Here is a 22,773-nt window from a genome sequence, read left to right as displayed (position 1 = left end):
CTGCAATCCTCCCCCTTTGATCTTCTGTATATCCGATTTGAATATTCAATACACAATCTTATTCCGCGTTAGGTTCATAAAAAACAATCCGATTGCCAAACGGATCCATCACTGTCATTTCTCTTAGATTCCATGGCGTGTCGGTAATGCCAGGTCTGGAATGCTTGTACTTTTTCCGATTGAGCGCCTCACATAATGCATCGAGCGCATCCGTTTCTATTCGTAAAGCCGCTCCAGGCGTACAATCGCCATGATGTCCGGATAGATGCAATTGAATGGAGTCCAAAGATACCTGCATATATAGCGGCAAATCTGGCTCAAACCGATGTTCCCAATCCAATCGAAAACCCAGATATTCCAGGTAGAACTCTTTCGCCTTGTCTTCATCAAATATCCTCAGAATAGGTACGATTCCGTTGAGCATAATTATCACGTCCTTGGGAGTAATATGTGGATTATTTGGGCGATCCGCCGGATACAGCGTTATCGCGCATTATAGATTTCTTATACGGAACATATTTTCATAATACAAAAAAAATATTGACCCTTCAATGGAATCATGATAAATTTTGTTCATCTATAGAAATATTAATTTCATATTAGTGAACTTAATTTGCTCGTACCCATTTCTCTTCAGGTGGTGATCTCATTTGAATTATTCATTAACTTACGAGGTTCGGCTTCCTTCCGATTACAATACAGAACACCAATATCCCGTTATCTATGCCCTGCATGGCATGGGTTCGGATGAGCAGGATATGCTTCGTTTAATGGAGCCTCTTCAGTCCGATTTTATTATCGTCGCCGTACGTGGGCCCATTGTTCAAGGGAGCGGCTACGCCTATTTTCAAATTAAAAGCATTGGTAATCCCGTCCGTGAGCTGTTCGACGCCTCTGTTCAAGGACTGCAACAGCTCATTGTTGACTTGTCTGCTAAATATGCCATTGATCCCGCAAGGCGTTATATCGTCGGGTTCAGTCAGGGAGCCATTATGGCAATGACACTCTCACTGATCATGGGAGATGCGATTAAGGGAATTGCAGCCATGAGTGGCTACATTCCGCAATTTGTGAAAGACGAATACAACATACAGCCCGACTCGGCGCTATCCGTATTCATATCGCATGGCGATCAGGATCATCTCTTCCCGCTGCAACTTGGCGAGGATAACGCCAACTCCTTCCGTGAAAAGACCAATAACGTTACGTATGTTCCATATCACGGTGGTCACCAAGTTACCCCCGACTTATATCAACAATTTCAACAATGGCTTCGGACAGATGCCAAGCTGGCTGCCGAAGGTCAGAAAGGACTGAGTTCATCATGATGCCATCCCTGTTTATCGCTCACGGTGCACCATCACTTGCACTGGAGGAACATGCATATACTGAATTCCTGCAAAACCTTGGACAGGAACTGCCGAAACCCAAAGCAATCGTATTGTTCTCTGCTCACTGGGAATCCACAACTCAGTTGGTTTCTTCGGTAGCCAATTACGAGACCATCTATGATTTCGGTGGCTTTCAGCCCGAGCTGTATCAGATCAAATATCCGGCACAAGGACATGAAGAAACAACCGCAGAGATTCAGCGCTTGTTCACAGATGCCGGCATTCCGGTAGAAAGCGACGCTGTCCGTGGTCTGGATCACGGTGCTTGGGTAGTTCTTCGCCTGCTTTACCCGAATGCGGACATTCCGGTCGTTGCGTTGTCTGTGAACCGTTATCTGTCCAATGAACAGCAGTATCAGGTTGGGCAGGCACTCGCCACATTGCGTGAGCAGGATGTTCTCGTCATTGGCAGTGGTGGAACGGTACACAACCTGCGTCAGTTAAACTGGGAAAGCGCAGGCGTTGATCCTTGGGCCATGGCGTTTGACAACTGGCTGCATGACAAGCTGGTGAGCTGGGATACAGCGTCCCTCTTCGCCTATGACAAGCTGGCACCCTCAGCCCAGGCAGCCGTACCTACTCCCGAGCATTTTGTGCCATTGCTGATCGCCATGGGCGCTGGAGATCAGAACAAGCAGGCATCGCTACTCTTCAAAGCCTATCAGTATGGCAACTTGAGCTTGTCCTGTTGGAAGTTTGATTAAAGAGGACTATATACAAGATTAGTTTCATTTATATAGTAGATAAATAACTAGCGTGGGTTACAGGGAATGCCCCTGTTGCTCACGCTTTATTTGTTGTTAGGAGCGACTTTCATGATGGTTGTACGTAATCGATTGGGATGGAGCCAGGTGTGCTGATATGCAACAACCACCTTTGAATAATGAGGCCATTGTAGCATGTAAGCAAGGACTCCGGTTTCTTGTGTGCTTTTCTGGATTATAACTATAATATGAGGTGAAATCAGGCACAGTTTGCTCGCATACACTCACCATATTATCTGAATAGCTCATACGGAGGGAATTGAATGCCAGAACAGCGTATATATGAATTGATGGATGAACTGGATATGTTGTTGGAGGAGAAGGTACAAGATGAGGAGAACCGAGAGCTATTGGAGGCATATCGCGAGTTTGAAGGCGTGACGGATGAGCAACTTGACGCATTCGAGCAGGAACACGGTATTCGATTACCTGCTGATTTCCGTGCCTTTTATAAACGTAAAAATGGGAGTGGTTATGGCTTTCACGTCTTGTATCCAAGCCTTGAGGAAGGACGGGAATCCGAGCCATTTTACCTGTTATCCCTGGAAAAGATTCAAAAGGGGCATTCCACCCTGATGGAGAACCGCCTGGATGATTATTATACCGAAGAAGAGATCCGTGAGCTTGATCCCCGAATCAAACCATATCTGTTTCAAAAGAAATGGATTACGTTTGGCATGCTTGGAGGTGGATCGCTGTATCTGATGTTTGACTTTGATCCGACGGAGCAAGGTACATATGGGCAGATTATTATGTACATCCATGATCCGGATTTTGTATATTACGTGGCTGGAACATTTACGGAGCTTTTGGAACAATCTAACCGAAATTTGCGCGCTCTGGAGGCCATTGAATACTGATTCCTGGGGACGTATCCAAGTTCGAATCCCCCAACTTCCTATGAATTACATCGTTGATATGATGATATGACCTTTTTTGCATAATGCTGGGATATGTCGGAGACGTTATAATAACATTTAGTGGAAATCACAACCTATGTAGTTGAGGACTACCTTTCTACACATCACATTGATCTGGGAGGAACATTCAAAGTGGCTGAACAACCAAAGTCTGAGAGCTTGATGTCTCTTGTCAAAAAGGGAAACACATCCTCGGCCGTAGCGATGGCAGGTAATGCCGTACTTGCACTGTGCAAAGGAGGCGCCTTCCTATTCAGTGGTAGTGGCGCCATGTTTGCTTCGGCGATGCATTCGTTGGCCGATGCCATTAACCAAGGGTTTGTCTTTGTTGGAAGTGTGTTGTCCGAGAAAAAACCTACACGCCGCTTTCCGACCGGATTCGGACGGGTCATTAACATTTTCTGCATGATCGCCGTTATTGTTGTTACCATTATGGCGTATGAAACGATCCATGAAGGGATTCACTTGTTGCAGCATCCTGCTGGTCACTCGGGTGGCCTCTGGATTAACATCGGGGTGCTTGTATTAAACATTCTGATTGACGGTGCTATTCTGATCAAGGCGATGAAGGAAATTCTGAAAGAAGCACGCGCGCCAAAAGCTGCCGGATTGGCCTTGGTTCCCGCTGCAATCAAAAATGTAGGGCGCGCTGCACCGCCAACACGTCTTGTATTTTACGAGGATGTTGTAGCCGTACTCGGTGCACTCCTTGCGCTGATCTCTGTTGTAGTCATTGCAATGACCAATTTTGCATTGCTCGATGGAATTGTGACCACCATTATTGGATGCCTGATGATTGCTGTCGCGTTCCGCGTCGGTTATGACAACATGATCGGACTGATCGGTGTAGCAGCTCCGCAGGATATCGAGGATAAAGTATCCCAGACCATCCTGGCCGATACTCATGTTGCGGATATTCAAATGATGCGAATTATTCAGGAAGGCCGTTATTACCACGTCGAGGGTCTGATTGAGCTGACCAAAGGACTAAGCCTTGCTGATGCCGATGATATCAAGTTCCGTATCCAGGAGAAGTTAATGACAGATCCGGACATCGCCGATGCAGCCATCTCCATTATCGAAGATGATGGTGTGAACAGCTGGGGCAAGAAACATTCAGATGTGGTGAAATAACGTATGGCTTTCCTTCTATAAAAGAAAAGGTCTGAACCTGGATAGATAACGTATATAGCTGCATGGCATAATGGGATTCGACAGTTGAATATTTAGAAGAGTATATTGGTCCTAGACTTTAGTCTAGGACCACTTTAACTCCAAAGACCGAGGATACCTTTTTGCGGTTCATGGTATGCTGTGAATAACGAGAAAACATACACCATGAACGTTCGGAATCCATATGAATTGAAAAGGAGAGATATCATGGCTAAACGCACCATCCTTGCGCCTGTGCTTATTTTGCTCGGCGTGTACCTGATCCTGAACCAGGGAGGTTCACTCGGTCCGGGTACGATCTTTGCCAATTTCTGGCCCACCCTATTTGTGATTCCACTGGGGCTATTCTTCCATTGGCTCTACTTCTCCATGATTGGCAGAGGCGTGGGATTGCTGGTTCCAGGAGGCATCTTACTTACGGCAGGTGTTGTCAGCCAGATCGCCATGCTCTTTGGTAACTGGAGCACAATGTGGCCTGGCTTCATTCTTGCGGTAGCAGTAGGCCTGTTTGAACTGTATTGGTTCGGCGGCCGTAACAAATGGCTGCTGATCCCGATCAACATACTGACGGTTATATCACTGCTGTTCTTCGCCGTCATGTCGATTGGTACGATGCTGACCAGCCTGTCCTTCATCCAGCCGTTCGTGGCGATTGTGCTGATTATGGGCGGGGCCTGGATCATGGTGGGTCGCAAAAAGCGTATGTAAATCTTAATTCGTATACACTGACCACTCCGATGGCAGAACAACTTTCGATCGCTGTTATCGCCGGATTTTTTTGATCCCCCTTAATAGAGGGTAAAATCCGGCGATAAAGGCGAGCGCTTCGCTTCTCCAGTTTGTTCTGCCCTCTCCGTTATTGTGTAAACAAAGATAAGACAACCACCTGAGCTATTTGCTCTGAAGTAGGTAAAAAACATAGGGGTGCTGCTCGTCATCAATTGAAATGACGAGCAGCACCCCTATTTGATTTCTCAAATCTAACGAACTGCGCACACGCTATTGGCGGTCATTTACGCCCACTTGAGTTTTAACGAATCAGAGAGACGTTATCCTGCGCAAGTAGCGGCTTATTGTCGTTTGACACCTGTTTTATGAGAAATAGCGCCGCTGAAATTCGTTAGCCTTCGTAATCCATGCAAATCAGCCCAATTAAGGTGTGGTAGATTCGTTAGCGGCTTGAACGTGCATAAACGCACGTTCATCCGCTACATCTCGCTCGAATGCCCCTTATTTGCTATGCATTTTAAATTCGAGGAACAAATCGTTATAATGCGAAAGCATTTTTTTGCCCAGATTATCGTACACTTCAAGCTTACCCGTCAGCGTCTCATCTGGATAGAATCGTTCATCCTCCGAAATATCCTCTGGCAGCAGCTTCAATGCCTCCGCATTCGGTGTGGAGTATCCGACATATTCGGCGTTACGGGCCGCATGATCCGGGTCCAGCATAAAGTTGATAAACTGATGCGCCCCTTCAATATTACTCGCCGTCTTCGGAATAACCATGTTATCAAACCAAAGGTTCGATCCTTCCTCAGGAACCACGTAATCCAGCTTGTCGTTCTCATCCATAATTTCTGACGCATCCCCAGACCATACGAGTCCAACCGCCGCTTCCTCGTTCGCCAGCAGCATTTTGATCTCGTCTCCGACAATGGCTCTGACGTTAGGCGTCAATGTGGACAATTTCCTCAGAGCCGCCTGCAGATGATCCTCGTTGGTATCGTTCAGCGAATACCCCAGGCTGTTCAGCCCCATACCAATGACTTCACGGGCACCATCGAGCAGCAGGATTTGATTTTTCAAACGCGGGTCCCACAGATCATTCCAGCTCTCAAAGGTTAATCCATCGACCAGTTCGGGATTATACACAATCCCTACTGTTCCCCAGAAGTAAGGAATGGAGTACTTGTTGCCCTCATCAAAGGACAGGTCCATGAACCGTGGATCAATGTTACTCAGATTAGGCAGCTTGCTATGATCCAGTGGCACGAGCAGGTTCTCTTCTTTCATTTTGCTAATCGCATATTCGGAAGGAATCGCCACATCAAACGTGGTTCCCCCCTGCTCAATCTTGGTCAGCATTGCTTCGTTCGAGTCAAACGTTTGATAGATGACCTTGATTCCCGTCTCTTCTTCAAATTCCTTCAGTAAATCGGGATCGATATAATCGCCCCAGTTATAGATCGTCAGCGTATTGCCTCCGGAATATCCCTGACTCTTGTTCAGATAGGAAGCCAGAATCATTAGGGCAAAGGCAGCCACAAATACAATCGCAAATGTCCGTACCAGTTGCTTCATGGACGCAGCCCCTTCCCTCCGGGTGGTATCCGTGTTGCACGGCGGTTAATGAAGTAGTAGCCAACCACCAGCAGCACGGTGAGCAGGAACAGCAGTGTAGATAGTGCATTGATGGACAATGACACTCCCTGCCTTGCTCTGGAATAAATCTCCACAGAGAGTGTAGAGTACCCGTTCCCTGTAACAAAGAACGTCACCGCGAAGTCATCAAGTGAGTAGGTCAATGCCATGAAGAATCCCGCAAAAATGCCCGGTTTAACGTAGGGCAGTACGACACGAGTCAGGATCTGCCATGATCCAGCACCCAGGTCACGCGCCGCATCCATCAGCGTTGGACTCATCTCCTGCAACTTAGGTAGTACCATAATCACGACAATCGGCACGCTAAACGCAATATGAGACAACAATACCGAAGTAAATCCAAGCTTGATGCCAATCATGGTGAACAGAATCAGAAAGGATGCACCGATGATAACATCCGGACTAACGATCAACACGTTATTGAGTGACAGCAACGTATTCTTGGTCCGTTTACGCCGCACATGATAAATCGCCAGTGCCCCTGCCACACCGAGCATCGTTGAGATCGCAGAGGACAAGAGCGCAATAATAAACGTATTGAGTACAATGATAAGCAGCCGAGTATCGGCAAATACTTCCCTGTACCATTCCAACGTAAACCCTTCGAAGCCGCGCATATGGCCGCCACTGTTGAAGGAATAGAAGATCAGATACGCGATCGGTGCGTACAGTATGGCGAATACAACGGCCAGATAGACGTTAGACAGCTTTCCGTTTCTTCCCATTACGCACCTCCTTCTTGCCTGATCCGGTCAGGAACATAATGATCGCCATCGCAATAATCAAAAAGACAGCAATCGTCGAACCCATCCCCCAGTCCTGGGTGACGAGAAAATGCTGTTCAATCGCTGTTCCCAGCGTAATTACCCGGTTCCCCGCAATGAGGCGGGTAATCATGAACAACGATAACGCTGGAATAAATACAGCCTGACAGCCGGATTTCACGCCGCTGATGGTCAGTGGGAAGATGACCCGGCGGAACGTCAGCCAGGACGATGCCCCGAGATCCCGCGCAGCGTAGATCAATGACGGATTCATCTCTTCCAGCGCGTTGAAAATCGGCAGGATCATGAACGGAATGAAGATGTACACCGAGACAAAGATAAAGCTGAAGTCGGTGAACAAAATCTGCTGTGTACCAATACCCACCACTTCAAGCAGGGAATTGGTCAGGCCATACGTGCCGAACAGGCCGATAAAGGCGTACGCTTTTAACAACAGATTAATCCAGCTTGGTAAAATAATAAGCAGCAGCCACAGCTGCTTGTGTTTCGTACGAGTCAGTAAATACGCCGTCGGATACGAGACCAACAGCGAGAACACCGTAATCAGGAATGCATACCAGAACGAGCTCAGAGTCATCTGCATGTACACAGGTGTAAAGAACCGGGCATAGTTACCCAGCGTGAAGTTGCCCTCCACATCGAAGAATGAGTAATATACCACCAGCAGAACCGGAGCAACTACAAACAACACCATCCATAACACGTATGGAATCAGATACACATTGCGTGTACTCGACTTAGTCTGCATGAACGGCCTCTTGGTAGGCTTCCAGACGTTTGTCGAACTCTTCTTCCGTCTCGTTAAAGCGCATGACGTGGATGGCTTCCGGGTCAAAATATAGTCCAATACGAGCGCCTACCACGGCTTTCTTCGTAGAATGCACCAACCACTCATTACCCGCATCATCGTAAGTCGATATCTCGTAATGCACTCCACGGAACAGCTGGGAGTCCACATTGACCTGCATCTTGCCCTGTTCCTCGGTTGTAATCTCCAGATCCTCTGGACGAATCACAATCTCCACAGGCTCGTCCGGCTGTAGCCCCTGATCGACACACTCATACTGTGCACCAGCAAATTCCACCACAAAGTCCTGCTTCATTTTGCCGGATACAATGTTCGATTCACCGATAAAGTCCGCCACAAAACGGTTAATCGGCTCATCATAGATATCATTCGGCGTGCCGCTCTGTTGAATGACGCCGCCGTTCAGGACAAAGATCTCATCCGACATCGCCAAGGCTTCCTCCTGGTCATGCGTGACAAAGATAAACGTAATGCCCAGTCGCTGTTGCAGCTCGCGCAGTTCATACTGCATTTCTGTCCGCAGCTTCAGATCGAGTGCCGATAGAGGCTCGTCCAGCAGCAAAATCTCGGGTTCATTCACAATCGCCCGTGCAATCGCAACACGCTGTCGTTGTCCGCCGGACATCTCACCAATCTCACGGTTCTCATAACCGGAGAGATTGACGAACTTGAGGGCTTCCAACACTTTGCTGCGAATTTCAGCGGTTTTCATTTTTTTGATCCGCAAACCAAAAGCTACGTTCTCAAAGACATTCAAATGTGGAAATAATGCGTAGTCCTGAAATACGGTATTCACCTGCCGCTGGTGGGCCGGCACACGGTTAATCAATGCACCGTTAAAATAAATACTGCCCTGTGTCGGCTCCGCAAAGCCGGCGATCAGGCGTAATATCGTTGTTTTCCCGCAGCCTGACGGGCCGAGTAGCGTATAAAATTTACCCCGCTCAATCTCGAAGCTGACTTCCTTCAATACGGCTTCATCCTGATCGTATTGCTGGGTCACCCGGTCGAACCGGATAATCGGTTGTTGTTCTGACATGCTTCATTTCGCCCCCTTTAAACTTGAGGTATACCTTGAGCCTGTACACTTCTTTTCATGCATGCTTCATTACAAATCCCATCTATTATATATGATTCAGCTATATCCGCAATGCTTTTGATGTAAACGCCCTGTGTTATTTCTTCTTATTCTCACAAATACAGCATACATTACGGGTATATGTCGATATCTACGCATGCAAGTAGAGCGATTTCATGAGGATTTCGGATTAAGTTTAAGTGAAAGGAGTCTTGTTCGTGGATATTCGCAAAAACCTGCCTTTGCTGATGACCATTTGTTTTCTGAGTCAGATGGGCGGCTTCATGATCCTCCCCCTTTTCCCTCTGTTTATTGAGGAGTTCGGCCTGTCCGGCTGGATGATGGGGGTTATTTTTGCACTCTTTTATGTCGGTAAAGTGATTGGCGGGGTGCCGGCTGCGGCGCTCTATCGTAAACTTGGGGGCAAACGGGCACTTATTGCCATGCTGCTGCTGCTCGCTGTCTGTATGGGTGGTTTCGCGGTATCTTCTGCCGCGTTAGTATTCGGTCTGCTGCGCCTGCTGCAAGGGCTCGCTTCGACCGGACTGACAGTCGTTATTCGTTCCATCATCGGAGATGGGGGGAATACCGATAACCGAGGCCTGTATAACGGTTATATTAGCAGCAGTGAAGGCGGAGGCATGGTTCTGGGTCCAGTCATCAGCGGCTGGCTTGCACTGCACTGGCCATTGTCGGTACCCTTTTTGCTTGTGACGGTATGCTGTCTCATGGCAGTGGGTGCGGCGATGGGGATAAAGTCAGCTGCAAAAGCAGGTCTCGCATCCGGAAGCGAGGTGAACGGCCAAGCCGCACAGGCCATTTCAACTGCTGTAAAACAAACGCAAACGCATATGGACAGTACAACTTCTCCAGCATACGTTACTCCTCGTCCAATCGCTCAAGACTCGTCCACTGGACTTACCCGGCGGCAGCAACTGATCGGCTACGGTACGGTCCATTTCCTGGAGATGAGCGCCTATGCCGTGTTTCTGACTTATTTTGCGCTGTATGCCGCTCATATCATGCACTGGGATCCATTTGCGACCAGTCTTGCCTTTACCGTAGCCGGGATTTCCACACTTGCAGCTGCCCCAATAGCAGGTTACCTTTCTGATCGGCTGGGGGATCGGCTGCTGCTCTGCATGTTCGGCATGCTGATGATTGGCATCGAGGTGGTCGTTTTCCTGAGTACATCTTCTTATGTGCTGGTTTACGTGGGCATGCTGATCGGCGGCGTAGGCGGTGCATGTTACATGGACTCATTCTTTGCTCATATCGGGGATCATATCCCGGACGAGGGTAGAAGTTCCGTCATTGGCAAAATTGTGTCTGCAGCAGAGATCGGTTCAATAGTATCCCCTCTGGTTGCAGCCCTGCTTGTGGAGGTCGGATCGCTCTACACTGTGTTTGTGTTCAATCTGCTTCTGATCGCAGCCGCCATTGCCGTTCAGGCAGTGATGCGCATCCGTTACCGATCGAAACGAGTGTAGACGCACAAGACTGCCCACATCAGTGGGCAGCCTCCATTTACTTATTTACACCTAATAAAGTTGCTATATGTAGCGCATTTTCTTCGATTTTACTTTTTAAATAAGGGTCTGTGTTCTCAGGCAATTCCGTCGGTTTGTAAAACTTCGCTTCAAGAACTTCCACCCCATCGGGCTTCAACTCGCCTTCGAACTCCGTGCAAACATAACCAATGACCACATTATAATATTCATGCCCCTTTCTTAATTTCGTATATAAATCTTTCCCCGAAAAGACGCCGTATAGCACAAGTTTCTTGATCTGTATTCCAATTTCTTCCTTGACCTCTCGCCTCGCCGACTCTTCCACAGATTCGCCCAACTCCATAAATCCACCTGGTACACCCCAGGTATTATCCACATGTCGAACCAACAAAATTTCGCCTGATTTATTCAAAATCAACACACTCGGTCTTACCAGAATAACAGGTGCATTGCCAACCATTTCTCGAAGCGATTCAATGTATCCCATGTGTTGTTCCCCCTCTAAGTTTAGTCCATGGGCTTATTATAGAGGGAACATTAATTTCCATATAGAGAAAAAAACTCTACCTTTTTTTCCTATTTTAAACTACTCTTTTTAGAATCACGGCTACAAAAAAATAACCCGATCACACATCAGTGTGCAAACGGGCATTTCATCGGTGAATCTTCGTTCTGCAGCTGGCGATTCACTTGCTCTGTATTCTGTATTACACCGTTCTCCATTGTTTCACCAGATAATCCTCCATCCAGGTTAAAAGCCTGATCCTGACGGAAAAAATTGGGCTTCACAATCTCATTGCGGTAGGAACTGTGAAAAATATGCGTCGTCGCTGGAGACACCGGCGGAATCAACCAAACCCAATCGCCTGTCAGCTCGCGCCCGGCCTTCTCTTCCCGCTGTTCAAACAAGGCAAATTGCGCTGCCGCCGTGTGGTGATCCACAATGCTGACGCCTGCTTTCTTGAACGAATGCAGCACAGCTACATTCAGCTCTACCAGTGCCCGATCCTTCCACAGAGTCGTTTCACTCGACGTATTCAGACCAAGCGCTGCCGCCACCGCAGGTAGTTTATTATACCGAAACGTATCCGCCAGATTGCGTGCGCCAATCTCAGTACCCATGTACCAGCCATTAAACGGTGCTGCCGGATAGGATATGCCGCCAATCTCCAGCCGCATATCGGCAATCATCGGCACACCGTACCAGCGCATGTCCAGTTCAACAATCTCGGGACGCTCCGGGTGCTCAATCCTCACTTCCACGATGTCTTCCTCGGGCACAGAATACCATTTCGGAGCTTGCCCCTGCGCCTGAATAATAAGTGGAAGTACATCATATGGCGTGCCCTCTCCCTGCCAGCCAAACGACATTGCCAGCTTCGTCAACTCAATAGATGCAGGATCACCTACAATGCCTTCCGTCGTCTCATATCCGGCATAACGGATCAATTGGTGATTCCAGATCCGCACAGGGGCTCCGCTTGGTCCATCCGGTGGTAGGATCGTAATCATTGGAATGATTTTGCCTCCGTTGGAAGCCGCTCTGATATGCGTCATCACCGCATCCGCTGCTGATTCAGCGGTATCTGCGTGACGCGCATCAACGATGCGCAGTTTATCCCAGAATAGCCGTCCGATGCAGCGATTGCTGTTCCGCCATGCCATTTTACAGCCATGCTCCAGTTCATCTGCAGTATGCACATATGTGCCTGTATGGTCAATTTCGTTCATAACAGCAATAAGCCGGGCCTGTGCGTCTTCACGCGAATGGCCCAGCTCTTCATAACATCTATATATAAACCGTTCAGCTTCATCCCGCAGTTCATCCAGGTCTGTCCGCATTATTCATTCCACCAATCTATACATCTTGAATGCCATCATTATACGGCAAGCACACTGGATTTGTAAGCGAACGGGCACTTTGTTCACGGACTCTACATATCGTTGTTCAGGATGCAGGATAACTTAGCTTATTTGCCCAGAAATGCGTTTAACATCCAGACCTCTTTATCCAATGCAGCAGTGAATCCAATCAGCATATCTTCGGTCGCATTATCCTCAGCTTTGCCAGCTGCTTGAATACCCTGATTAATTACATCCACCATCGCTTGCAGATCAGCAACTACGGTTTCTACCATTCCTTCAGCCGACAACTGTCCCTGTGCTTCCTCAACAGGTGACAACCGCAGTTGTTCAGACATCGTTGCGACCGGACGTCCACCAATGGCCAATAGACGCTCTGCGGCTTCATCCATATTCACCGTAGCCATGTTATATAACTCTTCGAATTTCGCATGCAGTGTGAAGAAATGGGGACCTTTGACATACCAGTGGAAGTGGTGCAATTTGGTGTACAGTACAGACCAACCTGCGATCTGGCGGTTCAGGACCTCTTGAAGTTCAGTGGCATGGTTTGCAAAAGTATTGTTTCTAGTTTGGATTGTGCTCATGGAATTTATCCCCTCTCGAATACGATATAATTATGATTTTAAGTTAACTTGCTTCCATTCATTTAATTTAGACTTAATCTAAATCTTGTTTTAATTATAACACCGACCTTATCCTTTGTGAAGGCTTTAGCCTATTCATTCGAATGAAGATTCCATGAAGCTAAGCTTCATCTTTGAACCCATGTTGGAAGACCCTTTTAACACCTTTACAATAGTATCTATACCTCGATTTTAGCCGATGTACAATGACAATCCTCACTTCGCATACAACAACAAAAACAGCCCTGATCCTCAATGGGATTAGGACTGCACCAACGTACATAGCACACGTTTTATTGTTGAACCAACTCGGATGTAAGGATACGGCTTACCTCTTCATAACTGCGCGCTATATGATGCGGCTGATGCTCTGATTCTGGCAAAGCATCTCGGTGGTTGAACCAGATCACCTTCCATCCGGCATCCACTGCACCGACAACATCATTGCGCCAGGAATCGCCGATGTAATAACTGGAACCGGAATCCGATCCCGTCTGCCTGCTTACATGCTCAAACAATCTTGTATCCGGCTTGGCATAACCAAGTGTACCCGATATGAAAATCCGTTCCTCGGGAATAAGGCTGAATACATCCAGCGCTTCGAGCTTCCGCTGCTGATGTTTCCCTTCTCCATTGGTGATTAATCCTACCGTATGCCCTTCTGCAAGAAGTCTCCGAATAAGTTCATATGCTCCTTCAAAGGGCTGGATCTGAAACTGTCTACTCAAATACTGTGCTTGCAGTTCTTCAGCCTGTCCAGATTGCAGCGGAAGTCCAAATTCCGCCATGGTCAGCTCAAATCTCCGATGACGCATCCGTTCCACCGCTTCCGGTTCGGGTACAGCAGACAAGTCTTCTTGGGCAGACAGCCAGTCGCTATAATAACGGAAGCGATGATATGCCTCCCCATAAGGGAAATCGTCTGGTAGACCAAGTACCTCCTGTAGTGCTCCTTTCAACGGCTGCAAGTGGTCATACAAGGTATCGTCTACATCGAAAAATATAGCTTTAGCCGCATTTATTTTATCTATCATCGTTGTTAATCCTCCTGCTCTTTGCTCAAAACATACTCTCCAACTATATATGTATTCCGTTTCTCCGTCCAAACAAGGATTCATTGCTCCAACATGATTACCCCGTACTTGGACTAGCATACAGATTTATTTTATATATGTTAAAATAAGGATGAATAATCTCAGGGGTGATGCTTATGTTCAATCCAAAAATCTTCTTCTATTAGTTGTGTCTAAGGCCATGGCTCTCGAAGCCAAAATCTAACCCGGCACAACGGGGATGAAGATGTTTACACAGGAAGAGATTCGATCCTGGGAAAATGAACAATCGCTTAGTCTGAAAAACAGCAGGAAGTTCATTGATCCAAGAAAAGAGAAACTCAAAGATTTCCGTAAAGGAATCAAGAGCGTTCATTTCAACAAAGAAAGCAAAATGGATCGAAAACATGATTATCGTCTGTATAGAACCAGAATGAAACGGTTGATGTACTTGCCGGGCTCAGCGCATAGAATTATGATTTTGAATCCTTGGCTATACACCAATACCCCGTGACACCACTCATCGTGGCGAAACGGGGTATTGGTTTCTTCTTTTTATACTATTAGTTCTAAAACAACAATCTAATTGGAGGTACATCACGAATAGTGTGTATTCGAATTAGATGATTAACGGTACAACCTTGCCTGCATTCACATCAATCAGGCCGTGATCCGTAATTTTCAGAGCCGGACTTACCGCAAGGGAATGCGTGCTAATCGACATGATCGGGTTATAGTGCACATAGCCAAGAGACAACATCGCTGCTCGCAGCTCTTTCACTTGGTGAGACACCACTGCCAGCGGTTCTTCCGTCAAAATGCCACCCACAGGGAGTTCGAGATGGGACAACACTTTGCCGTCTTCCACCACACAAAACCCACCCTGGCTCGAAATCACCGTGTTAGCTGCCAAGATCATATCTTCACGATTACGACCTACGACCAGGAGGTTGTGGTTATCGTGTGAATACGTTGTCGCAATGGCCCCTCGCTTGATCGTGTCTCCACCAATCAGACCATGCGCCCGATTGCCGTTCACACCATAACGTTCAAAAGTCGCAATCTGTCCATATTCGCTTTCTTCCCAGAGCAGTTCACCATTCGCAGCCTGAACCTGTGCAATATGCTCTTCCACAAAGGTTGAACCATCCTTCACCATCATGACCCGGCAGTTGTTTAGACCCTGTTCAGATAACTGCGCTTCTGAAGCTGAATCTTCACCTTTCCCATTCACCTTCGGATCAGACAAACGGATTGCAAAGTCTTCGGCTCCCAGCATCTCCAGTTGCACACTTCTGTAAAAGTGAGGCGGGAACTGTCCACTAATTCGGTCCTGCTTGTACGGTTCGTAGTCGTCATAAGCTTTACGGCCATTTTTGTATACCTGCTCTACTGCAAGTGTATCTAAGTTGGACAGCAGCACATAATCCGCCACTTTGCCTGGGGCAATGCTGCCGCGATCCGTCATTTTCATACGGGATGCAGGGGTTGAGGTTGCAGCGTAAATCGCATCTTCGGGGCGCATACCCATCCGAATGGCCTTGCGCACAATATGATCCAAATGCCCGCGTTCCACCAGCGAATCAGGCATAACATCGTCCGTTACGAAGCAGAAGTGCTGAGCAACATCATGCTGAATCAGGTACTCCATGACTTCCGGCGTCATCGATTTTTCCTGAATTTCAATGAACATGCCTGCCGCAATTCGCGCCTGTAAACCCTCAATACTCTGATGCGTATGATCGGAATCAACGCCAGCATAGATCAATCGGTGCAGATCGAGCCCAAGTAATTTCGGTGTATGACCTTCGATCACAAGATCGGGATAGTTTTTGCGAATATGCTGAAGGATCTGGTTCGTCTTGCATTCTGGATCACGGATGACGTCCACATAGTTCATGATCTCACCCAGACAGATGATCTCTCCAGTAGCCAGCAGCACATCCATATCTTCGATTTCAATTGAACCACCCGTTGTTTCCATTGGCGTCGCCGGAACGGAGCTTGGGATGGCGTAGAACATGTCCACCGTTGTCTCACGACTGGCCGACATCATCTCCTGCACACCTTCCAGCCCAAACACATTCGCCATCTCATGCGGTTCCGCCACAATGGACGTTACCCCGCAGCGGATCAGGCCATGGGAAAAGGTTGCTGGTGTCACCATCGTACTCTCAATGTGCAGATGGATATCAATAAGGCCCGGTATCATATAACGTCCGCGTGCATCAATCACTTCATCCGCTTCAATCATCTCCGGTCCGCTTGGCCCAACATACATAAATCTACCGTCCAGCACGGCCACGTTGTTCATTTCAAATTGTTTATAATAACTGTTATACACATGTACATTCTTAATTAGTTGATCTGCACGCATGGGGCATAATCTCCTTCTTCATGAGCATCTAACAGCGATCCAGAGCAGCATCAGCTACAACTAGCTATATTGAATGGAAACTGCCATTTTGAATAAACGCACCCAATATCCACTTTTTTTCCATTCACTACACTGTAACGCGTCCTCTGGAATCAGCTGATAAATGCATCTTTTGCTGCTTTCTGCTTCCTGCTGCTATTCCACAAGGACAAGCTTATCCTGCGGGAAAATCAGATTAACCCGCTGTCCGCTGAGATAAGGCGTCTCCATCTCCTGATTGGCCGTAAAGTCGCCAAGTTCTGTCTCAATGACATACTGATAGCTGCGCCCAAGGTACGTACTTACTTTGATAATCCCTGGCAAAGCATTTGTAATGTCCCCGGAGGTATCCCCACTAACGATCAGATCATCCGGGCGAATCGCACCTTTGCGTGCACCGGGACGTGCCGTTCCGGGATGCGCAGTTGCGGTGAACAAACGGCCTCCTGCTTTCAGCGTAATCACTTCTCCTGCATCACTGCGCTCTGCGAATTCAATAAAATTATGGAACCCGATAAATCGCGCCACAAATTCCGTCGCCGGGTATTTGAAAATGGTTTCCGGGCGGTCGAGCTGCTCGACCACGCCTTTGTTCATAATTGCCACCTGGTCTGAGATTGAGAAGCACTCTTCCTGATCATGAGAGACGTAGAGCGTCGTAATGCCCAGTTCCTGCTGAATCCTGCGGATCTCGACCCGCATATTCAGCCGCAGGTTGGCATCCAGGTTACTGAGCGGTTCATCGAACAACAGCAAATCCGGTTCAATGACCAGTGCGCGGGCAATCGCCACACGCTGACGCTGCCCACCGGACAGTTCCTGTGGAAATCGCTTCTCGAAGCCGTTCAGGTTCACCACTTCCAGGATTCGCATCACGCGTGACGCGATATCCTTGTCTTTCACCTTGCGCATCCGCAGGCCGAAGGCCACGTTGTCATAGACAGACAGATGCGGAAACAGCGCATAACTCTGAAATACAAACCCGAAGTTTCGCTTGTTCGTCGGAACCTTCGTGTAGTCCTTGCCGCCGAATATAAATTTGCCCTGTGATGCTTCCAGGAATCCGGCGATGAGGCGCAGCGTAGTTGTTTTGCCGCAACCGCTCGGTCCGAGCAGGGAGAGCAGCTTACCTTTTTCCAGCTCCAACTGAAAATCCTTCAGGATTGTCTGCTTATCGTATGCCACGGATACGTGGTCTAATGTCAGCAATGCCATAGCGTTCTGCGCCTCCAATTAACGTTTAGTAAAATATGAGAATCCGCCCATGATCCGTTCGATCACGAACATTAAAAGTCCAGTCAATACCATCAACAGCACGGAAATGGCTGCAATGGTTGGGTCAAAATAATTTTCCACATAGGTCAGCATCTGAATTGGCAATGTGCTTACCCCTGGTCCGGTCATAAATACGGAAATGTCCACGTTGTTGAACGACTCCAGAAAGGCAATCAGTACCGCCGCGATAATTCCTGAACGAATGTTGGGCAGCACAATCTGGAAGAACGTTCTGATACGTCCCGCGCCGAGACTCAGGGCTGCCTCTTCCACTGCAAAGTCAAAGCTCGACAGACTTGATGCGATAACACGAATAATAAATGGAAGCATGATAATCGTGTGACCGATCAGCAGACCCAAGTACATCGGCAGATGATAGATTACGATCAGGTATTTCATCAATGTAAAACCAAGCACGATTCCCGGAATGAGTACCGGTGACAGGAACAATGCATTCAGCACGGACTTACCTTTGAAATCGTAACGACTAAGTGCATACGCAGCCGGAACCCCGAGCAACAACGCCAGCAAATTCCCCAGCAGGGAAATGATGATGGACGTCTGGAACGTACGAAGGAAACCGCCTGTGTTGAAAATATTCTCGTACCAGCGGAGGGAAAAGCCCTCCGGCGGAAATTTGAGTACTGTCCCCGGTTCAAACGAAGTCACCGAGATGATCAGAAGCGGGCCCAGCAGAAAGATAAAGACCAGCAGACTGAACAGGCCCAGCCCGATATGTTTCTCCCGCATATGTCTACCCCTTCGGATTTAAAGTTTTGGCCATTTTGTTCATGAAACCGACCACGACAAACGTAATGACAATCATAATCGCGGCAACGACCGAGGCCAGATACCAGTCGTTCAGGGTCATGGCGTTCTGATAGAGGAACGTCGCAATTACGCGCTGTTTGCCTCCCAAGAGTGCAGGCGTTGTATAAGCCGTCAGGCTTCCGACAAAAACAAGTACGGCTCCGATCACAAGCCCTGGCACAGCCAGCGGGAATACCACCCGGCGGAATGCCGTGAAGCGGGATGCACCCAGGCTCTGTGCTGCCTTGAGCAGATCACCATCAATGTTCTCAAGCACGCCGACCAGAGAAATAATCATGAGCGGCAGAAACAGATGGGTCAAACCGATCATCATGGCTGCCGGTGTATACAAAATATCCAGCGGCTTGTCCACGATACCAAGCCCAACGAGGGCGTTGTTGATCAGCCCTTTGCGTCCGAGGATAATCATCCAGCTAAACGAGCGTACGACAGGGCTCGTTAGCAGCGGAAAGATTGCCAGTGCCAGCAGAATGCCTTTGCGGCGCGGCGCTTTCCGTGAAATATAATAAGCTGTCGGGAATCCGAGCACCACGCAGACGATGGTGGTGACCACGCTGACCTGCAGCGTCGTAAGCAATATTTTCAAAAAGTAAGGGTCTCTGAAAAAATGCATGTATCCTTCAAATGTGAAGGAGTTTTCCTGAAAGAACGTCGATCCGATCGTCAGGACAATCGGAATGATCATAAATGCCGCCAAAAACACAAATCCCGGCAGCAATAGCCAGTAGATTACTGATTTCTTCATCGCGATACTCCTGACTTGTAAAATGGTTTTTATTCACACGTTTCACTGGCGCACATTTCAAAATAATCACTCCACGTTAATCACACCAGCCGTTTCGGTTACGAATCGTTCTTACGATCGCTGTTATCCTTGGATTTTCTTGATCTCCTTCCTTATAGAAGGAAAATCCAAGGATAGCGTATGCTTCCGAAGCAGCTTTCTTTCAGAAAGCTTTTAGGCGAACCCTTCGCTTCTTCAGAATCGATTTCGTCCCCTACACTACCAGCGAAATACGTAAGGACTAAATTTTAGACTGAATCCCAGTGCCGTAAAGATCATAGCTACGCATTTAACGCGTTGATAAACAATTCAAGGAAGCTTTTCGCATCTACGGTTTCGCAGACAAGCGTGTTGGGCTGCTGGCCCAAACGATTTTGGAAGTCGCAGACCATCTGGCCATCGCATAAACGGCTGGCCGTCTCTACATCGACGTAATACAATTGGCGTCCAACGAGTTCCGGGGCGAGTGCAACCCCCACTGCCAGTGGGTCATGGAGGGCACAGGCGCGTATCCCGTTCATTTCTTCATACCGCTTGATGTAAATCTCTGTGCTCTGTGCCACGTAATCGCGCAATACCGGGTCCGTTAACCGTCCGATGGCTTCTTCATTCAGCAGTGTTTGACGGGTAACATCCAAGCCCACCTGCGTAAGCTTCTCGAAACCTGCATGCAGCACAATCCGTGCGGCTTCGGGATCGGCGAACGTGTTGTATTCCGCAGTAGGTGTAATATTGCCATGCCCACGAACGACGCCACCCATGAAGATGACTTCCTTCAATAATGTAGGCAGCTCAGGACACTTCATTAACGCCAGCGCCAGATTTGTTAACGGTGCGGTCATAATCAGTGTCAGTTCGCCTGGATACAGCTTCGCTTGTTCAACGATAAAGTCCGGGGCAAAACCTTCATCTGCTCGTTTGGACACCGCCGGATCAGGCAGCGCACCGCCCAATCCGTCTTGTCCATGTACCCGGTGCTCATAGTGAGACTTGCGCGTAAGTGGCCCAGCTGCTCCGGCAATGACCGGAATGGAGGGCGCTCCCGCCAGTTCGAGAATTTTGCATGTATTATCCGTTGCCTGCTGGAGTGATACGTTCCCACAGACTGTGGTGATTCCGAGAAGGTCCAGCTTCCGACTTTTGACGGCCAGCAAAATTGCCAGGGCGTCATCAATACCGGTATCCACATCCAGAATGATGCGATTTCCTGTTTCACTCATACATTCCCAACTCCTCTGCCGTTAAGTGGTTGCTTGCTGCAAAATTTGGTTTGTCGAGCACGATCAATATCTCTACTGCGATTAACCCTGTCGTTCTATCACTGATTAAGCTTATTGGGCAATCTCGCGGTTCCAGCGATCTGTCCATGCTTTGGCTTGTTGATTCACAAATTCCATATCCAGCTTGTTCAATTTGCCAACCACATCTGCACCATACGTTACGCCTTCAGCTTCTTCAGCAGTCAATTCAACCTTCGTATTTACCGGGGAATCCACTTTGGCTTTGGCAGATTTGGCCTGTACATCCTGGCTCAGCTGCCAGTTGATGAATTCTTCAGCGAGTTCTTTGTTCTTGCTGCCTTTAACGACATTGATCGTATTCATAACTGCATATGCACCTTCGCTTGGTGTAACAAACTTCGCATTCGGCACGGCTGCTTTCAGATCTTTGAAGTACATTTCCATAATCGGTCCACCAGCAATCTCTTCCTGGGAGAACATGTTCACGAATTCGGAAGTTTGAGTGTAAAATTTAACAACGTTGCCGCTTAATTTTTTCAGTTCCGCGAATGCTGCATCTTCATTAAATGTTTCGTTTCCGGCTACACGGGAAGCTGCATCCAATACCATTGGGCCTGCTGTTGCCGTTATGTTCGGAATGGTCAGGTTATTAGCAAACGCCGGGTCCCACAGATCAGCCCATGAAGTGACTTCTTTGTTAACGAGGTCCGGGTTATAAGCGATTCCGAGCTGTCCAACCGTGTAGGCCGGGCCGTAATCTTCACCAAGCGGTGCTTTGGCAATATCATAAATATCATTCACATTCGGAATTTTGGAGCGGTCGATTTTCTCAAACAAACCTTCGTCAATGCCTTGCTGTGCATAGTAATCGGACAAATAAATCACATCGACATTGGATGTACCTTGGCGGATTTTGTTCAAACGCTCAGCGTTGTTACCCACTTCAAGCACGATGTCTACATTATGTTCTTTTTCAAATGGACCAAATACTTCTTCATTAAAGAAATCCTCCGAGAATCCCCAAGTGGAGATGACCAGCTTGTTTGGCGCCGTGCTTCCGCTGCCTGATCCGCCTGTTGCGTTCTCTGTACTGCTGCCGCATCCTGCAAGTAATACCGATGTCATTGCCACTGCCGCCAAACCGCTAATCCACTTTTTCATCATGATCCTGATTCCCCCTGATATGTGTGATTTAACAACCCAAACCATTAAGTTGAACTAGCTTGATAACGCATTTCACGTAGAGGTCTTCTGATTTTCGAAGGGTACATGCGTTATTTAGGGCTAGTTCAACTTAAAAAACAAAAAGAAAAGCATTCTTGTATAAACAAGAACACTTTTCTTCGTAAACAAAGGAAAGCGACACCCGCTGCCGGTACATCATCGGTTTCTGCTTCAGAATCAATCCGAAGACAGACGCCATCATATGAAATTGTTCGGAATTAGAATCATGAATTAGAACTTTGTGCGATGCATGCATCGAACCTGTCGATTCATCCTATGCTTGTTCCAATATCACATTCGTAATGGCCCACTGCGTGGACGCATCGTAATCCCGTAATACAGCTTCGATTGGCAAACCCATGTGCTGCTCCAACTTCTCCCTGAATTTCTTCTTATACAAGACAGACATACGGAAGTCCACTTCCAGCTTCAAGCCGGGGGCCTCCCCTTCCAGGGCGTCAGAGCGCGGTGAACGGCGGTGCTTCGCGTAGAAGGTCACGATGTTCTGATCAATGGTCACTCTCAGGAGAGTGGTGCCAAAGCCGAACAGTTCCTTCGAAATTTCGTTATAATACTGGCACATCTTCTTCTTGCTCTCATTGCTGTCCAGCAGTTCCATGAACTCACCCACATCATTTACTACCGT

At 47.9% G+C, this 22,773-nt stretch carries 23 protein-coding genes; 7 read left to right on the top strand and 16 right to left on the bottom strand.

What is annotated here, in order from left to right:
- Window positions 1–58: 58 nt before the first annotated feature.
- Window positions 59–424, bottom strand: coding sequence for a glyoxalase superfamily protein (locus tag PPA03S_RS07705; protein ID WP_174532116.1), 366 nt, complete (start codon window positions 422–424; stop codon window positions 59–61).
- Window positions 425–650: 226 nt separating this feature from the next.
- Here PPA03S_RS07705 and PPA03S_RS07700 point away from each other — a divergent pair, with 226 nt between their 5' ends.
- From PPA03S_RS07700 to PPA03S_RS07680, 5 genes are all read left to right on the top strand, one after another.
- Window positions 651–1,328 carry an alpha/beta hydrolase gene (locus PPA03S_RS07700; RefSeq protein ID WP_062321486.1) on the top strand — a complete coding sequence of 226 codons (678 nt, stop codon included), beginning with the start codon at window positions 651–653 and terminating at the stop codon, window positions 1,326–1,328.
- Entirely contained in the window at window positions 1,325–2,095 is a 771-nt protein-coding gene (locus tag PPA03S_RS07695; protein ID WP_062321484.1) for a DODA-type extradiol aromatic ring-opening family dioxygenase, read from the top strand. The genes PPA03S_RS07700 and PPA03S_RS07695 overlap by 4 nt, the downstream gene beginning before the upstream one ends.
- A gap of 323 nt (window positions 2,096–2,418) precedes the next feature.
- Entirely contained in the window at window positions 2,419–3,015 is a 597-nt protein-coding gene (locus PPA03S_RS07690) for an SMI1/KNR4 family protein (RefSeq protein WP_062321482.1), read from the top strand.
- 192 nt (window positions 3,016–3,207) lie between these two features.
- Window positions 3,208–4,209 (top strand): cation diffusion facilitator family transporter, encoded by a 1,002-nt coding sequence (locus tag PPA03S_RS07685; RefSeq protein ID WP_157284006.1) that lies wholly within the window; start codon window positions 3,208–3,210, stop codon window positions 4,207–4,209.
- A gap of 246 nt (window positions 4,210–4,455) precedes the next feature.
- Window positions 4,456–4,956, top strand: coding sequence for a hypothetical protein (locus tag PPA03S_RS07680; protein ID WP_062321480.1), 501 nt, complete (start codon window positions 4,456–4,458; stop codon window positions 4,954–4,956).
- 522 nt (window positions 4,957–5,478) lie between these two features.
- On the opposite strand, the gene PPA03S_RS07675 is transcribed toward PPA03S_RS07680, so the two are convergent.
- From PPA03S_RS07675 to PPA03S_RS07660, 4 genes are read right to left on the bottom strand one after another with little or no spacing between them, the layout of a single operon-like run.
- Window positions 5,479–6,552 carry an ABC transporter substrate-binding protein gene (locus tag PPA03S_RS07675; RefSeq protein WP_062321478.1) on the bottom strand — a complete coding sequence of 358 codons (1,074 nt, stop codon included), beginning with the start codon at window positions 6,550–6,552 and terminating at the stop codon, window positions 5,479–5,481.
- On the bottom strand, window positions 6,549–7,358 hold the full coding sequence (locus tag PPA03S_RS07670; RefSeq protein WP_024632840.1) for an ABC transporter permease: 810 nt from the start codon (window positions 7,356–7,358) through the stop codon (window positions 6,549–6,551). The genes PPA03S_RS07675 and PPA03S_RS07670 overlap by 4 nt, the downstream gene beginning before the upstream one ends.
- Window positions 7,333–8,166: an ABC transporter permease gene (locus PPA03S_RS07665; protein ID WP_062321476.1), complete on the bottom strand. Its 834-nt coding sequence runs from the start codon at window positions 8,164–8,166 to the stop codon at window positions 7,333–7,335. The genes PPA03S_RS07670 and PPA03S_RS07665 overlap by 26 nt, the downstream gene beginning before the upstream one ends.
- Window positions 8,156–9,265 carry an ABC transporter ATP-binding protein gene (locus PPA03S_RS07660; RefSeq protein WP_062321474.1) on the bottom strand — a complete coding sequence of 370 codons (1,110 nt, stop codon included), beginning with the start codon at window positions 9,263–9,265 and terminating at the stop codon, window positions 8,156–8,158. The genes PPA03S_RS07665 and PPA03S_RS07660 overlap by 11 nt, the downstream gene beginning before the upstream one ends.
- 257 nt (window positions 9,266–9,522) lie before the next feature.
- On the opposite strand from PPA03S_RS07660, the gene PPA03S_RS07655 reads away from it, so the two are divergent.
- Window positions 9,523–10,794 (top strand): MFS transporter, encoded by a 1,272-nt coding sequence (locus PPA03S_RS07655; RefSeq protein WP_062321472.1) that lies wholly within the window; start codon window positions 9,523–9,525, stop codon window positions 10,792–10,794.
- A 37-nt stretch (window positions 10,795–10,831) separates the two neighbouring features.
- On the opposite strand, the gene PPA03S_RS07650 is transcribed toward PPA03S_RS07655, so the two are convergent.
- The 4 genes from PPA03S_RS07650 to PPA03S_RS07635 form a co-directional block, all read right to left on the bottom strand.
- Complete coding sequence (locus PPA03S_RS07650; RefSeq protein ID WP_062321470.1) at window positions 10,832–11,302, bottom strand: NUDIX hydrolase; 471 nt, start codon at window positions 11,300–11,302, stop codon at window positions 10,832–10,834.
- 146 nt (window positions 11,303–11,448) lie between these two features.
- The gene (locus PPA03S_RS07645) at window positions 11,449–12,657 is read right to left on the bottom strand and encodes a nitric oxide synthase oxygenase (RefSeq protein ID WP_062321467.1); all 1,209 of its coding nucleotides are present in this window, start codon (window positions 12,655–12,657) and stop codon (window positions 11,449–11,451) included.
- Window positions 12,658–12,785: 128 nt separating this feature from the next.
- The gene (locus tag PPA03S_RS07640) at window positions 12,786–13,265 is read right to left on the bottom strand and encodes a Dps family protein (RefSeq protein WP_062321465.1); all 480 of its coding nucleotides are present in this window, start codon (window positions 13,263–13,265) and stop codon (window positions 12,786–12,788) included.
- Window positions 13,266–13,597: 332 nt separating this feature from the next.
- Window positions 13,598–14,338: an HAD family hydrolase gene (locus PPA03S_RS07635; protein WP_062321463.1), complete on the bottom strand. Its 741-nt coding sequence runs from the start codon at window positions 14,336–14,338 to the stop codon at window positions 13,598–13,600.
- 265 nt (window positions 14,339–14,603) lie between these two features.
- On the opposite strand from PPA03S_RS07635, the gene PPA03S_RS07630 reads away from it, so the two are divergent.
- Entirely contained in the window at window positions 14,604–14,870 is a 267-nt protein-coding gene (locus PPA03S_RS07630) for a hypothetical protein (protein ID WP_068964008.1), read from the top strand.
- A gap of 105 nt (window positions 14,871–14,975) precedes the next feature.
- On the opposite strand, the gene PPA03S_RS07625 is transcribed toward PPA03S_RS07630, so the two are convergent.
- The 7 genes from PPA03S_RS07625 to PPA03S_RS07590 all read right to left on the bottom strand — a co-directional run bounded on the left by PPA03S_RS07625 (window position 14,976) and on the right by PPA03S_RS07590 (window position 22,746).
- On the bottom strand, window positions 14,976–16,733 hold the full coding sequence (locus PPA03S_RS07625) for an adenine deaminase (protein ID WP_062321461.1): 1,758 nt from the start codon (window positions 16,731–16,733) through the stop codon (window positions 14,976–14,978).
- Window positions 16,734–16,928: 195 nt separating this feature from the next.
- The gene (locus tag PPA03S_RS07620; RefSeq protein ID WP_062321458.1) at window positions 16,929–17,987 is read right to left on the bottom strand and encodes an ABC transporter ATP-binding protein; all 1,059 of its coding nucleotides are present in this window, start codon (window positions 17,985–17,987) and stop codon (window positions 16,929–16,931) included.
- Between the two features lie 18 nt (window positions 17,988–18,005).
- On the bottom strand, window positions 18,006–18,797 hold the full coding sequence (locus tag PPA03S_RS07615; protein WP_062321457.1) for an ABC transporter permease: 792 nt from the start codon (window positions 18,795–18,797) through the stop codon (window positions 18,006–18,008).
- 4 nt (window positions 18,798–18,801) lie between these two features.
- Window positions 18,802–19,623, bottom strand: a complete 822-nt coding sequence (locus tag PPA03S_RS07610; protein WP_062321455.1) for an ABC transporter permease — start codon at window positions 19,621–19,623, stop codon at window positions 18,802–18,804.
- Window positions 19,624–19,943: 320 nt separating this feature from the next.
- Complete coding sequence (locus PPA03S_RS07605) at window positions 19,944–20,882, bottom strand: nucleoside hydrolase (protein ID WP_062321454.1); 939 nt, start codon at window positions 20,880–20,882, stop codon at window positions 19,944–19,946.
- Between the two features lie 111 nt (window positions 20,883–20,993).
- On the bottom strand, window positions 20,994–22,064 hold the full coding sequence (locus PPA03S_RS07600) for an ABC transporter substrate-binding protein (protein ID WP_062321791.1): 1,071 nt from the start codon (window positions 22,062–22,064) through the stop codon (window positions 20,994–20,996).
- A gap of 337 nt (window positions 22,065–22,401) precedes the next feature.
- Window positions 22,402–22,746 carry a Na-translocating system protein MpsC family protein gene (locus PPA03S_RS07590; protein ID WP_024632855.1) on the bottom strand — a complete coding sequence of 115 codons (345 nt, stop codon included), beginning with the start codon at window positions 22,744–22,746 and terminating at the stop codon, window positions 22,402–22,404.
- Window positions 22,747–22,773 lie beyond the last annotated feature (27 nt).

The sequence above is a fragment of the Paenibacillus pabuli NBRC 13638 genome (assembly GCF_001514495.1).
Taxonomy (GTDB): Bacteria; Bacillota; Bacilli; order Paenibacillales; family Paenibacillaceae; genus Paenibacillus; species Paenibacillus pabuli.
Note: the sequence above shows the minus strand (reverse complement) of the source record. Positions and strands in the feature narration are given on the sequence as shown.